At 61.4% G+C, this 13,641-nt stretch carries 13 protein-coding genes; 4 read left to right on the top strand and 9 right to left on the bottom strand.

Annotated elements, in window-relative coordinates:
• Positions 1-112: 112 nt before the first annotated feature.
• The 3 genes from ACSW29_RS24515 to ACSW29_RS24505 form a co-directional block, all read right to left on the bottom strand.
• Positions 113-1,471 carry an L-serine ammonia-lyase gene (locus ACSW29_RS24515; protein ID WP_317827841.1) on the bottom strand — a complete coding sequence of 453 codons (1,359 nt, stop codon included), beginning with the start codon at positions 1,469-1,471 and terminating at the stop codon, positions 113-115.
• Positions 1,468-2,682, bottom strand: a complete 1,215-nt coding sequence (locus ACSW29_RS24510) for an amidohydrolase (protein ID WP_317827840.1) — start codon at positions 2,680-2,682, stop codon at positions 1,468-1,470. Before ACSW29_RS24510 ends, ACSW29_RS24515 begins: the two co-directional genes overlap by 4 nt.
• A gap of 84 nt (positions 2,683-2,766) precedes the next feature.
• Complete coding sequence (locus ACSW29_RS24505) at positions 2,767-4,110, bottom strand: DUF3100 domain-containing protein (protein WP_317827839.1); 1,344 nt, start codon at positions 4,108-4,110, stop codon at positions 2,767-2,769.
• Between the two features lie 136 nt (positions 4,111-4,246).
• Here ACSW29_RS24505 and ACSW29_RS24500 point away from each other — a divergent pair, with 136 nt between their 5' ends.
• Positions 4,247-5,245 carry an Lrp/AsnC family transcriptional regulator gene (locus ACSW29_RS24500; protein WP_448278511.1) on the top strand — a complete coding sequence of 333 codons (999 nt, stop codon included), beginning with the start codon at positions 4,247-4,249 and terminating at the stop codon, positions 5,243-5,245.
• Positions 5,246-5,281: 36 nt separating this feature from the next.
• On the opposite strand, the gene ACSW29_RS24495 is transcribed toward ACSW29_RS24500, so the two are convergent.
• Both ACSW29_RS24495 and ACSW29_RS24490 read right to left on the bottom strand, forming a co-directional pair.
• A complete protein-coding gene (locus tag ACSW29_RS24495) occupies positions 5,282-6,247 on the bottom strand; it encodes an endonuclease/exonuclease/phosphatase family protein (RefSeq protein ID WP_317827837.1) in 966 nt (321 codons plus the stop codon).
• A gap of 47 nt (positions 6,248-6,294) precedes the next feature.
• Positions 6,295-7,989: a SulP family inorganic anion transporter gene (locus ACSW29_RS24490; protein WP_448278510.1), complete on the bottom strand. Its 1,695-nt coding sequence runs from the start codon at positions 7,987-7,989 to the stop codon at positions 6,295-6,297.
• 143 nt (positions 7,990-8,132) lie between these two features.
• Between ACSW29_RS24490 and ACSW29_RS24485 the strand changes: the two genes are divergently transcribed.
• Together ACSW29_RS24485 and ACSW29_RS24480 are read left to right on the top strand one after the other, a co-directional pair.
• Entirely contained in the window at positions 8,133-8,384 is a 252-nt protein-coding gene (locus ACSW29_RS24485) for a three-helix bundle dimerization domain-containing protein (protein ID WP_317827835.1), read from the top strand.
• 132 nt (positions 8,385-8,516) lie between these two features.
• Positions 8,517-8,894, top strand: coding sequence for an SHOCT domain-containing protein (locus tag ACSW29_RS24480; RefSeq protein WP_317827834.1), 378 nt, complete (start codon positions 8,517-8,519; stop codon positions 8,892-8,894).
• Here the strand turns inward: ACSW29_RS24480 and ACSW29_RS24475 are convergent.
• Both ACSW29_RS24475 and ACSW29_RS24470 read right to left on the bottom strand, forming a co-directional pair.
• Positions 8,872-10,317, bottom strand: coding sequence for a hypothetical protein (locus tag ACSW29_RS24475; protein ID WP_317827833.1), 1,446 nt, complete (start codon positions 10,315-10,317; stop codon positions 8,872-8,874). The two genes, ACSW29_RS24480 and ACSW29_RS24475, sit on opposite strands and share 23 nt — an antisense overlap.
• 78 nt (positions 10,318-10,395) lie before the next feature.
• On the bottom strand, positions 10,396-10,794 hold the full coding sequence (locus tag ACSW29_RS24470; protein WP_317827832.1) for a DUF7144 family membrane protein: 399 nt from the start codon (positions 10,792-10,794) through the stop codon (positions 10,396-10,398).
• A 162-nt stretch (positions 10,795-10,956) separates the two neighbouring features.
• Between ACSW29_RS24470 and ACSW29_RS24465 the strand changes: the two genes are divergently transcribed.
• Positions 10,957-11,550, top strand: coding sequence for a GNAT family N-acetyltransferase (locus ACSW29_RS24465; protein ID WP_448278509.1), 594 nt, complete (start codon positions 10,957-10,959; stop codon positions 11,548-11,550).
• A gap of 15 nt (positions 11,551-11,565) precedes the next feature.
• On the opposite strand, the gene ACSW29_RS24460 is transcribed toward ACSW29_RS24465, so the two are convergent.
• Both ACSW29_RS24460 and ACSW29_RS24455 read right to left on the bottom strand, forming a co-directional pair.
• Positions 11,566-12,642, bottom strand: coding sequence for an ABC transporter substrate-binding protein (locus ACSW29_RS24460; RefSeq protein WP_317827830.1), 1,077 nt, complete (start codon positions 12,640-12,642; stop codon positions 11,566-11,568).
• Between the two features lie 142 nt (positions 12,643-12,784).
• Positions 12,785-13,603 carry a helix-turn-helix transcriptional regulator gene (locus ACSW29_RS24455; RefSeq protein ID WP_317827829.1) on the bottom strand — a complete coding sequence of 273 codons (819 nt, stop codon included), beginning with the start codon at positions 13,601-13,603 and terminating at the stop codon, positions 12,785-12,787.
• Between the last annotated feature and the right edge of the window lie 38 nt (positions 13,604-13,641).

Below are 13,641 nucleotides of genomic sequence, written 5' to 3'. Positions count from 1 at the left end.
ACAAAGTCATGTCAACGAGTGTAGAAATCGGTACACCGGACTTCATCGTTCGAGAGGATGATATTTCCGGCGATGGCGTCCGCCCGCCGTCGCCGCTGCCGTCGACATCCCCTCAGCACTCGACGACATTGACTGCGAGCCCGCCCTCACTGGTTTCCTTGTAACGCACGGACATGTCGTTTCCGGTTTGTCGCATGGTCTCGATGACGGTATCGAGGCTCACCACATGTGTCCCGTCACCCAGGTATGCGAGCTCAGCTGCGGTGACCGCAGTCGAGGCAGCGACGGCATTTCGTTCGATGCACGGGATCTGGACCAGGCCACCAACCGGATCGCAGGTCAGCCCCAGATGGTGTTCCATGGCAATCTCAGCTGCATTCTCGATTTGTCGTGGCGATCCGCCCATGACAGCGCACAGACCGGCCGCCGCCATCGCACAGGCGGCTCCGACCTCACCCTGACACCCGGCTTCCGCACCCGAGATCGAAGCATTCGCCTTGATGATCGATCCAATTGCGGCCGCAGTGAGGAGAAAGGTTCGAACGTCGTGAAGGCCGGCGCCCGTCGCGCGTATGTGGTGGTAGAGCACTGCAGGCACGATGCCTGCCGCACCGTTTGTCGGAGCCGTTACCACGCGGCCACCTGCTGCGTTTTCTTCGTTGACCGCCATGGCGTAAACGGTCAGCCACTCGCGAGAGGATGGTGCGCAGTTACGTTGTTCCAGTTGAATGTTCGCAGACCGCGCTCTTCGGCGAACTCCGAGGCGCCCGGGCAATACACCTTCGGTCTGGGTGCCGCGCTCGATGCAGGCGCGCATCGCGGACCAGATCGCATCGATGCCGGCGAATGCCCGATCCTGGCCGTGTATCGCGAGTTCGTCAGACAGTGCCAGTTCGGCGATAGTTCCGGATCTGCATTCCGCCAGTAGCTCTTTCGCGTTTCGATAGCGTGAGTTGATCGAATGCGCACTTACTTGCGTCTGAGTTCCGGCGCGTAGCACGAATCCGCCACCGATCGACAGATATGTACTCGTACAGACGATTTCGTGACCCTTGAAGGCGGTCAGTGTCATCGAGTTGGGGTGCTCGTGACGGCGAACGAGCGGCTCGAACACCATGTCCTCGTGAGTGAACACAACGTGTCCGAGTGAGCCGCCGACGAGCATCACCGATCCGCCGCCCGACAGCTCAGCCCAACACCCGTGAACGTCGGTCGGCTCGCACGTTTCAGGATCCAACCCACGAAGTCCCGCGATCACCGCGTCGGGAGTGCAGTGCCCTATTCCGGTGGCGGCGAGAGAGCCGTGCAGATTGCAGCGAATTCGGTCGACCGACGCGGTCAAGCCGGCGGCGGAGACCTCGCCGACAAAAGTGCGGGCGGCTCGCATCGGACCGACCGTGTGTGAACTGGAGGGCCCGATGCCGATGGAGAAGAATTCGAGCGCGGAAACATAGACGCCGGTGGTGTTCATTCGGCGCTCGTGACGGTGGTCGCTCCTGACTCGCGCTGGGCCGCAATCGTCAGGAGGTTGGAGCGTGAGTCCCCGGTGGCGGCTCGGATCACAGTGCGCGCCATTGCAATTGCTCCGTGCAGAACAGCTTCGTCGCCCGCTGCGGAGCGGGCATCAGCGGCAAACTCGATCGTGTGAGGAACTCCGGTAACGCCGCGTAACGCGATCATCGGGTGGATCGAGGGAACCACCTTCGACACGTTGCCCATGTCTGTCGAGCCACCGGTCAGGGGAGTTCGGGCGGCCGCGGTGCGGCCCAGGCTCGCGATCTCCTCGTCCCAGATCGTCGCCAGCACGCGATGTTGTACCAGCTCCTCGTACCGAGGTTCGGCGCGTTCGGTCGACCAGGAGCAGTCGCTGGCCACAGCTGCGCCCTCGAAGCAGGCGAGCATGCGACGCTTGGCGTCCAATAGCACGTCGAGTTCTGCGGCCCGAACTTCCGCTCGCACCAACGTCGAGGCCGGAATGATGTTTGTTGCTTCGCCGCCGTGCTCGACGTAGGCGTTCAGTCTGACGTCGGACGGAAGTTGCTGGCGGAGGAGTCCGATGGCAACCAAGGCGATCGTGGCGGCGTCACCTGCGTTGATGCCCTTGTGTGGCGCAGCGGCGGCGTGTGCGGCTCTTCCGGTGTATGTCACATCGAACCGATCGACTGCCTGCGTTCCGGTGGCGATGCAACTGACGTCCTCGCCTGCAGCGCCGTGGACCATGATCGACATCGCCGCGCCCTCCCATGCGCCATGTTCGAGCAGCAAGACTTTCCCGCCGCCATGTTCTTCGGCCGGCGTACCGAGAAGGACGACAGTCAGGCCGTGTTCCTCCGCGAGCTCTCCGAGCGCGATCGCTGCTCCCAGTCCGGCAGCGGCGATGACATTGTGTCCACACGCATGACCGATGTCGGGAAGGGCGTCGTACTCGGCGCAGACGACGACGCGGAAGGGGCCGGAGCCTCGCACAGCTTCGAATGCCGTCTCGAGGCCGTAGGCGGCGCGAGTAACCGCGAAGCCGGCTTCCTGTGCGGCGTCCGACAAGAGGGCGGACGCCCGATGCTCTTCGAATGCCAGCTCTGGGTGAGCATGGATCGTGTGGCTGACATCGATGAGGCGTGATGCCCACTTCTCGATCGTGCTCGAAACCGAGTCTGTGTGGGTGAGGGTGTCAGCGATGGACATGGGTATTGCTTCCTTTCAACATCTTTGGTTCTCTGTGTCTTCGGATCGCGGTGTCTTCGGTTCTCAGCGTCTTCGGGTGTAGTTCTAGTGCCAGAGGCCCAACGCGAACTCCGCGACGACCACGGAAAGTAGGTAAGAGGCGAGGATCGCGACGATTCCGACCGGCACGATCTTCCAGCCGATCGTCTTGAGCAAGGGCAGGTCCTTGCCGAGGCTGAGACCTGCGACAGTCAAGGTGAGGGTGCAGATCGAGAGAAAGTCGACAGTCCCGACGGTGCTCGAGACGAAATCACCGATGGGTGACCACGGCGTTGTCGCCAAGGCGCCGATGGTGATGATTGCGATCATCGCCGCGATCTTGCCGCGCGTCAGGCGGGCCACGCCGACGCCCAGGAGCAACAATCCGGTGAGGATCACGTAACCGACGATGATCGATCGAGATACGCCGCCCGCTGCGATCGAGGAGACGATGACCCCACCGACGAACAGAATCGGAACGATAGTGGTCAGCGGCACGGTGACGCTCGGCGAAACCGCTCGTGGGGCAGTGTGGGCTTTCCGTTCGCTGGTCGTCTTCGAGCGCTTGGTGAGTGCGCCGTAGATTCGATCGGCAAGGGGGAGTGCGACATACATGCCGACATACAGGCCGAGGAGGCCGGTGATGATGTTGGATGTTGCCGCTACGGCGAGTACCTGGTCGGCCATCTCGGGGTGCGCCGAAACGACGCTGGCGGCAGCGGCAGCCATCATCGAGCCGGATCCGACCCCAGCACCCATCGCCAACGCAAGGGGGTCGAAGATGTTGAAGGATGTAGCCAGCGACGCAATCAGGCTGATCAGCACGGCACCGAACAGAGTGCCGAAGACGTACATCGACAGGACACCACGGTACTGGTCGGAATCGGGACCGTAGCGTTCACTGACCATCGCGAAGGACCCCTCGCGGTCGATGGAGAAGGTTGCTCCGACGGTGGCCGGTCCCATCCGAAGGAGTACCGCCAGCGGGAGTGCGAGAGCGATAGTGCCGAACAAGTGCCCCAGTTCCTGCAGTAGCAGGGCAGGGCCCGCCTCGAACAACAGTTGGATGTTCGGGCCGATGGTGAAAGACAGTCTTGCGCAAAGCAAGAGAACAGCCAACCCCATGATTGCCGAGGCTGCGGCCTGAAGATCGAGGCCGAGAGGTTTCCACTTCTGACTCGAGACGGCACCGCCGGCAATCAGTCCCCACACCATGGGCAAGATCGTGATGGCGGCAGCGCCGACAGGAATCACTGCGGGGCCGATCAGTTGGGCGCCTGCCGCAAGCGCGAGGAGCAGAATCGCCACGATCCACAGGCGTGGCGACCTCAAGGCGAAGACGACCTTTTGCGTCGCGGTTTGATCGCTGACCGGAGAATCGTCATGCGAGACAGGGAATGCTTCGGTCATGTCGGTGTCTTTCTCGAGGGGGCGAACGAACGCAAGAAGTAAGCGTTCTCGAGGTTCAGGATTTGGTGGACTATTGATGTGATGAAGTTAGGATCGATGCGTTTCGATCCTGTTTCGGTGCAGCATTCTTTCGAAAGTGAGGTCCTCGGTGCAGGATCAGGTGCTCAAGGACGAAGATCTTCGACTGTTGAACGCACTGCAGATCAGGCCGCGAGCCTCGTGGTCCGAGCTTTCACGCGCGATCGGTTCCGACCCGGTCACCCTGACCAGGCGTTGGGAGCGTCTGCACTCGCAAGGGATAGCGTGGATCGCTGCGTACCGTGGGGGTCCCATCGTGTCGGCGACCGCACTGCTCGAGATCGAATGCGCACCGGCACAGACCTTGAGCGTGGCCGAACAGATCGCGCACGATCCCGAAGTTCTCACAGTCGATCTCACAACCGGCAATCGGGATCTACTCGTCACGCTGACCTGCACTGACCTCGATCAATTGTCCAGGTATGTCTTGGAACGAACACGATCGCTGCCGATGGTCACTGCGATGCGAACTCAGATCGTGTCCTCGGCGAATTCCAACGCACGAAACTGGCGTCTACGTGCTCTCGATGCGGAAGAAATTGCCGCGCTCGAGTCGGCCCCGGCGGCGAAGAATCGTGGGGTACGCGCCAGCGAAGAGGAACAGTCGAAGCTGTTCGACATTCTTTCTCGCGAACCACGAATTACCGTCTCTGCCCTCGCCACAGCGCTCGGAGTAACAGCGGCCCGCGCCGGGGCGCTCCTCTCGCACGAGCTGTCGACGGGGCGTCTGGTCGTCCGCACGGAGATTGCTCGGCCCTACTCCGGCTGGCCGGTTTACGCCTGGTACTTCTTACGTCTCGACGGGCGAAAGGAGGCAATTGCTCAGCGCCTTTCCCACCTGCGTGAGGCGAGGCTTGTTGCTTCTACGATCGGCAGCTACGACATCGCATTGGCGGTGTGGCTGCGCTCGATCGACGACGTGCAGCGTTTGGAAGGTTATCTCGCCGAGCAGTTTCCGGGCGTATCCGTGGTGGACCGGTCGATCGTCCTGCGTACGCCGCATCACCTACATCGAACGATCGATGTGTCGGGTCGAAGCATGCCGAAGCACGGGTGATCCCCAACGCATTCGTGCGGGTCGGGTGCTCTCCGACTACTGGGGGATCGTGACGTCGACGATCAAGCCGTAGTGATCGGAACCTTCGATCTCGATCCGATCGAGCGACTTCGCTTGTGCGCCCCGTAGAAGTACATGGTCGATGCCGACAATCGCGGGGAATTTCTTGTCCGCCGGGTAGGTGCGGACGATGCCGACTCCCAACTGGTCTGCGGCATCGGTGTAGCCGACGTCGAGGAGGTCACGGAATTGCTTGTGCGTGAAGGTCGTGTTGAAATCGCCACTGACGATGACGGTTTCCTCGGTGGCAGCAGCGTCGAGCGCGTTTCGCAAAGTGCTCAGCTCGGCAGTCCACACGTCGGGTGGGGTCACGTACGCCGGTCCGGGGTGTACCGCCAGAAGCGTGAATGGAGTAGAGAAGCCCACTGTTGCAACAAGATTCGTGGGTCCGAAGCCGTTCAGCTCTCGCGTATCCGTCAGCGGGTAGCGGCTGTAGATCCCGGCTCCGCCGCCGCCGGCCTCGTCCGGTACCAAGTAGTGATGCGAAAGCAGTTGCTCGAGCCCCTGATCTCTCAGAGAGCCTTCGAGTGATGTGGTCAGTTCCTGAACCGTCAGGACATCGACTGCCTTCTCGCGGACCGTCGCAGTCAAACTGACGGGGTCTGCCTGCCCGAAGAGAAGGTTCGCCTGCATTACACGCAGCGTCGGCCCGTCGATTTCGGAACCGTTTGCCACATACAGCGGACTGATCACCGACGCGCCCACCGCTATCGGTACCACCGAGATCGCCAGCAGGATCCAGCGCCGAAAGGCCAGGCATATCAAGGACGCGACGAAGGTGATTGCAAGCAAAATCGGGACAAAGGAGGCCACGGCGATCAACGGGTTGATCGCTGTGGTGGAGTACAACGCGATGAGCGCGACAACGCCGACGGCAATACCGCCCACGCCGGCGACCTGAGCGATACGGCGAGCCGGAACATTGTCCGTCGTGAATCCCATACCAAACGGTACCTAATGCAGCCACGACTCCCGATTGCCTGGCGTTGTCAGTCACTGGGTCGGGTGCGGAATGCGTTCACGGCCGCTTCGACGGTCGGGTAGAAGTGCGTCGAATCGAACCTGTCGCCGACGCCGAATCGGATGAGACGATCTTTGATCGGACCTTTCATCTCCGCGAACGCCAATCGAATTCCTTTGCCCTCCAGGAATGTATCCAGATCGACGAGTTCGTCGACGGCCGTTGTATCGAGTCCGGTGATCGGTTCGGCGGCAATAACCACCCAGTCGACCGGATCTGGCGCCTTGGCGACGACGGAGCGAACGTACTCGTCGAAGATCTCGCCGTTCGCGAAAAACAGTGGAGCGTCAAACCTCACCAACACCAGGCCGGGGATGCGATGCCCATCTGGATGGCGTTCGACGTCGTGGAATCCGGCGGGTTCGCCCGTCTCGACGAGTTCGGTTCGATGTGGCTGCCATACCTGCGCGATGACCGCTGCGAAGGACAGCCCGATCGCAACAAGGATGCCTTGGAGCACCCCGACCAGGGCGACTCCCAGAAACGCCGCGACGGCAAGGCTGAATTCCACAGTGCTCATGCGCCACATGCGGACCATGCCGCCTACGTCGATCAGTGCACACGCGGCGACGATGACGACGGCGGCCAGAGTTGCATCAGGCAAATATGCCGTGAGTCCAGGAGCGACGAGGACAAACACCAGGACGGCGAGTGCTCCGACGACGCCGGCCAATTGTGTGTGCGCCCCACTCTGTTCGGCTACCGGAGTTCGTGACCCGCTCGCCGAGATCGGAAACCCGCCGAACAGTCCGCCGGCCACGTTCGCGACACCGATCGCCTTCATCTCGGTACTGCCGTTCACGTCCTCGCCGTGTCGGGCGGCGAAGGTGCGCGAGAGAACGCCGGTGTCGGCGAAGGCAATCAATGCGATACCGGCGGCAGGCCCGATCAGATGGCCGACGTCCTGCCAGGTGACTCCGCCGACGGAGGGGAGGGGCAGTCCTTCCGGCAGTGCGCCGACCATGCCGATGTCATCGGTGAGACCGGCGGCAGCGGACAAGACTATGGCCGCGACAACGGCCACCAGAACGCCGGGAACAACAGGTACCGAGAGCCGGAAGGCGACTATGACAACGAGTGAACCGACGCCGATGGCGGCAGCGAGGGGGTCGACGCCGCCACCCACCAGGGCCTTTGCGATCCCGCCGATTTCACCGAGTAGACCGGACGCGTCGACGGAGAATCCGAGCAGCTTGGGAATCTGACCAACCACGACGACGAGTGCAATGGCGTTGAGGTAGCCGAGACGGATCGGTTTCGAGAGGAGTTCGGTCACGAAGCCGAGACGAAGGAATCCGCCGATCACGAGGATGAGTCCGACAAGAATGGCGAGAACACCGGCTAGTGCAAGCGCATTCTCCGAATCGCCGACTACAGCCAGCGGTATGACCGCGGCTGCAATCAGCGGTGCCAGCGACGAATCGGGTCCGAGTACAAGGATTTTCGACGGTCCGACTACCGCGTACGCGAGCAACGGCACGATGGTGGCGTACAGTCCGGCGTACGCAGGCAGCCCGGCGGCCTCGGCGTAGCCCATACCAGCGGGGATCAGAAGGGCCGTCAAGACGAGTCCGGCAGTGACATCTGTTCGCAACCACTCGCGGCGATACCCACGGGCAGTCGCGACGCCCGGTAGCCGACCTAGACTCTCCGCCCACATCATCCGTCGATTATCCCCCCGCAGTTGTCAGAAGTCTCGAACTATGCCCCATCGGTCGGCCTGGCTGCGAGAGATACCTGAATTGTGTTGTTTTCGAACCCTTTCCGAGTCTTGACGCGCTCGGCTGTACAGACGACCATTAATGAATGACTGGCGACGAAGAGTTGCTCCACGTCGAGCGGGTGATCACTCGCCTGATTTCCCGCTATCCCGCAGTTCCTCCACCGGAGATCGAAAACAGAGTGCGAACAATTCACCAGCGTTTTGTGGGCTGTCGGATCCGTGACTTCGTGCCTCTCCTCGTCGAAAAGGCGGCCAGACAAGAGATCTCGAATCGGAGAATCGTGATTCCGATAGTGGATGAACGGTCCGCAGTCCTCAACCCTCTCGAACTGTAGCCGTAGCGGACGTCGTCGGCGCATACTGAAATGACCTTGGACCAGGGAGTTCTGGCCGCATGCAGAAGTTCAGGCGCGGAACGTCAGCCTCCCGAACTCCTGATGTGTAAACCGAGTGCAGGGAGCGTTGACATGGAAGGCTTCTGGGAATTTTTCTGGTTCATCTTCGTCTGCTTTGCCTTTGTGGCGTACTTGAGCGTGTTGTTCTCGATCATCACCGACTTGTTCCGTGATCACGAGACTTCGGGCTGGGCCAAAGCGTTGTGGATGGTATTCCTGTTCGTCATTCCATTCTTGTCCGCCATGATCTACGTGGTCGTCAAGAATGACGGAATGACTCGGCGGTCGATGGAGGCCGCTCAGCAGCACATACACGCGCAGAGTGATTACATTCGAACCGTCGCCGGGAAATCTCCGACCCAGCAGATCGCCGACGCCAGAGAGCTTCTCGACTCCGGTGCGATCAACGAAGAGGAATTCCAGGCCATCAAGGCAAAGGCGCTGGCGTAGTTTTCGCATCTTCTGCGGCAGGCCTGGCGTCCTCGGTTTCGGTATCGTCAGGCCGGGCGTCCTGCGTGGCGGCGCGTGCGGGACGAACCAGCACTTCGAGAGCTACGAGTGCAACCAGCGAGATGATGACGATCCAACCCACGACCAAACCGGTGGGGTAGCGCCAGAAGAGCAGCAACAGTGCGGCGATGCCGATGATGGCGCAGCGCAGCGGAACACGAAGCTGATTGGCCCACCGCTCCACCTGATTCGGCGTACGGCCGCTTGAAGAATGCCGGACGAAGTCCAACGCCTGCCCGTAGCCTCGTCGAACGGCGATCGCCGAGGACGACCCACCGACCAGGTAGGCCCCGAGCCCTATCACCACGCCGAGGACCGCGACCGCTCGCAGGCTCGTGCGCAGTGGTACCAGAACTGTGTCGATGACGGCAGTGGCGGCGTCTGGCGAGAGGATATCGGTTGGCACACTGTCGAGGTAGATTGCGCGTCCGATGAGAATTCCGATCGCGAGAACCAGCATTCCCAACGCAATCGACAGGCCGACCAGGGACAGTGCGCGGAGCCTGCGACCGGTTGGCGCAACGGCGACAGCGGCTGCCGCGCACGCGATTCCCAACCACGGCAGCACCGCTGAGACCTTGTCGAGTGCCGAGACGGCTCGTTGTGCCTTCACCAGCTCGGGGGACTGGAAGAGAACAAATTCCTTGTCCACGGAGGGGATTTTGTCTGCGAAGGCGAAGCCGCGGTCGATCAAAGCTGTTTTGACCCTGTCGATGATCGTACTGAGCGAAATGCTGACGGTTCCGCTCTGATCGACTTCGACGGAGTTGGGGCCGTAATCTCCGGTCATGACCGAGACCAGTGCGTTGTGCGCCGATCGGTTCGCTTGAATCCACAAGTCCTCGAACTGTTGTGACCGAACGAGCGAGCCCACCGTGTCGTGAACGAAGCTCTTTGCCTGGCCGGCGATCACCGGTGCCAACCCCACCACGGCTTGATCCAGACGCGGCGCGTTGGCAGCAAGATTCGACACGTCGGTCAGTGCGGTGAGTGCGTCGGTGGTGAGCCCCTCGACGTCGACACGATCGAAGATCTCGTCGGTGATTTGATTCGTGATCTCGGCCTGAACGGCGGGATTCTCGCCCAGTGGCGCGACCGTACTGACGTAGCGGTCCGTGTCGAGTATCTGACTACGGGTGAAGCGGGTGGTCACGGACAAGACGGCAAGGAGCGCGACCAACACCAGCAGTATCGCCACGGCAGTCCACCGCAGTCCGTGTCGAGGTGGCCGGGAGACTTGCTCGACGGTCGTTTCGCGGGCGCTGGGAGTCTGCTCGCGGAGCGTTGCAACCTCTTGCCGCAACCTGGCTAGTTCGGCACGTTCGTCCTCCTGGAGTGGGCCGTCGTTCGTGCCGTTTGCCATCATGTTCCTCTCCGGAGGGAAACTGCTGCCGCACAGATGAAAACGCTGAATTCGATGGGTGGATCCGGAGTCGAGACCTCAGATCACGTCGGGATTCCATGTCGCGACAGCCCAGATGACGAATACGTCGAGCGCGATGATGGTGATCGACCACCACGGAGAGTGGGGTAGCCACAGGAAATTCGCGAGGATCGACAGCGAACAGAAGATTATCGCGCCTACCCGTGCCCACGTCGCGCCGGTGAAGAGCATGATTCCGACAGCGGTGACGAGCACGCCGAGTACGAGGTGAATCCATCCCCAGGAAGTGAGGTCGAATTGGTACGCGTATTCAGGGCCGACAACGGTCACATCGTCCTTGGATATCGCCGAGATGCCTTGGAGAATCTCGAGCACGCCGACGGTGACGAGAAGAACGGCTCCGCCCAGCGCGCTTCCTTTTGCCACACCTTGCTTCACCAGTGAATCCTCGGCCATGACCGCCCCTTGGTATCAAGTGCGAAATTGCCTGGCGTAACTCCGTATTGCGACTATTTACGGTGGTGAAGTATCCCGCCACGGGGCAAATCAAACATTGAGCGCTGGATATCCTCGCGATATTCGCTCGCCCACGAATCCGAGAGGATCTACCGTGACGGCATGGATTGGGAGGACGCAGGCATGACGCCGACGACTGCGCCGGTAACAATTCGGACGGATCGACTGGTGCTTCGTACCTACCGTTCCGGCGATCATCAGGATCTTCTCACCTTCTACGGGCGTAGCGACGTGTGCCGGTATTTGTTCAACGCACCCTGGAGCCCGGAAGATGCGCGAGAGGCAGTGCAGACCAGAATGTCTCGACGCGACCTGGCAGCGGGCGCGGTGGCTCTTGTCGTCGAATACGAGGGCCGGGTTGTCGGAAGCATGAGTGCCTGGCTAGTCGAGGAATCGGGTTGCACAGCCGAAACCGCGCACACGGCAGAAGTCGGGTGGGCATTCTCGCCCGAGTTCGGCGGCCGAGGATTCGCGACGGAAGCTGTGACCGCTCTGTTCGACCTGGTGTTCGCAACACCCCGATTGCGCCGTGTGGTCGCGGAGATGGATGCGAGAAACGAATCCTCGGCACGACTCGCGCGGCGAATCGGGATGCGACGAGAGGCACATTTTCGGCAGAATGCGTGGATCAAGAACGAATGGACCGACACTGTGGTTTTTGCAATGCTGCGCAGTGAGTGGCATTCAAATGCCTGATCAGGGGGTGAGCTGCTACTTCGCGACCAGTTCGGTCAACTGGGGGACCAGCTCGTCAGTTGCCCATGGAACGCTCAAAACGCTGACGTACATGGTGGCGGCTGTCAGGCGATTGTCGGTGATCCACAAGTCCTTCCCGTTGGCGATAACCGGCCACCGTGCGAACAGGGTGTTGGCCAACGTGCTGTCGACTTCCGACTGATCGCTTGCCCATCCGAGATATACGTCGGTGTTTATCGTGTCGAGCTTTTCCATGCTGATGCCGAACAGGAACGAGTCGCCTGCAAAGTTCTTGGCACCGTTGACCACGTCGGGAGCGACTGTGAGCCCGAGGTTTTCGACGAACTTCACGCGCGGATCGTCCGGGCCGTAGATGGCGGTTTCGGTTTCTCCCTCGCGGATGTAGGACCCGAAGGCAAAGGTGACCCCGTTGAATTCCGGATGGCTCGCCTTCGACTCCTGGACAGTTTCCTCCACGGACTTGATCAGCGCAGCGGTCTGCGTGGGGCGACCGAGGGCCTTGCCGACATCGGTGGCCAGGTTCTGCCACGAACTCGGCTGGTACGGCTTGGTGTCGTAGGGGAGTGTCGGGGCGATCGAACTCAGGCGCTGGTAGTCCTGTTCGGAGAAACCGGAATACGGCGCAAGAATCAGATCGGGTGCGACATTGAGTATCTGTTCGAACAGGAGCTCTCCGCTGTCGGAGTAGTACGGCGCAGGCGTGGGCAGTGTCTGGCCCGACTTCTCGAGTTCCGCGCGGGTCCACGGCAGGAAGCCGTCGGCGTCGCCGGCCCACGAGTCCTTCTGCATCGCTACCGGGGTGACTCCCAGGGCGATGACGGTGTCTGCCGCTGCGGAATCGAGGGTGAGGACCCTGGTCGGTTCCTTGTCGATGACGGTTTCACCGAATGCGTGCTTGATCGTGACGGGAAACGCGCCGTCCTCGACGGCGGATGCCGACGAATTGTTTCCTTCGGTCTCGGTTGACGACTGCGTGCAGGCAGCCAGAGGCAGTGCGGCCGCCACCATCAGCGCAACGACTATTCGTCGCCTCCGCTGGGGAAGAATTCTCTGACGGGCAGATCTGAACACGCGAAACTCCTCGGGATTGATCGGGGAAGTGCTTGCACGACTCAGTGCCTCGAGCACATGAGAGCAGGCTTACCTAAGTGAATGTAGGGCGCGTCCGTGTAGCGAAGGGGCCAGCAGATGTCGACAACAGGTCAGGCTCGAGTCAGTTGACGGCGGCGAGAGCATTGCCGGGGGTGTAGCCGACCGTCTTGCGAAAAGCGGCGATGAACGAACTCGACGTCCCGTACCCGACTCGACGACTGACTGCATTCACACTCATCCCGGTCCCGAGCATTCCCAAGGCCGTACTCATGCGAACCAGGGTGCGCCACTGCGCAAAGCTCAAGGCGAGTTCCGCGGCGAAGATCCGGGTGACCGTGCGTCGGCTGAGATTGAGAACGTGCGCCCACTGATCGAGTGATCGATCGTCGGCGGGATCAGACAGAACTTTGTCGACGAGTATCCGTAGCCGAGGATCGCGGGGGATCGGCACGTCGAAATGCGGGGCCGATGCGGGAGTGAGGAGATCGACGCAGACCTGCTGTGCCCGAAGGCGTTGTTCTGCAGGCATTCCGGTATGGGCGAGGTGGATCAGCAGAACTCGCGCCGCCTCGCTCAGCGTCACGATGCACGGTTCGTTCCAGGCGGGAGTCCACAACTCGGGGGTGAAGAGGGTGGCACGGAATGCGACGTGGGGATTGGCCTGACCTTCGTGGAGGACTCCGCGAGGGATCCACAGGCCGACGCCGGGAGTGACGGTCCAGAGTTGATTGTCGATGATCATGTTGACGACGCCGCGGTCGGACCAGATGAGTTCGTGCTCGGCATGCGCGTGCTGTGGCCACTGGGTGATGTGGTCGGTCTCGACGATGTACGTCGTCAGTTGGAACGGCGCCGGGACGGCGCGCGCCATCGGAGTGTGGCGGTCGGAATCCGACAGGTGGAGGCCACCGTCGATTTCACGAAGGGCAGGGATCGGCACCGCGGACTACCTCCAGAGCAAAGTTAGGTAAACCTTAC

It is taken from the genome of Rhodococcus sp. GB-02, from assembly GCF_053470465.1.
The sequence above is the reverse complement of the archived record's forward strand: the minus strand, read 5'-3'. Positions and strand labels throughout refer to the sequence as shown.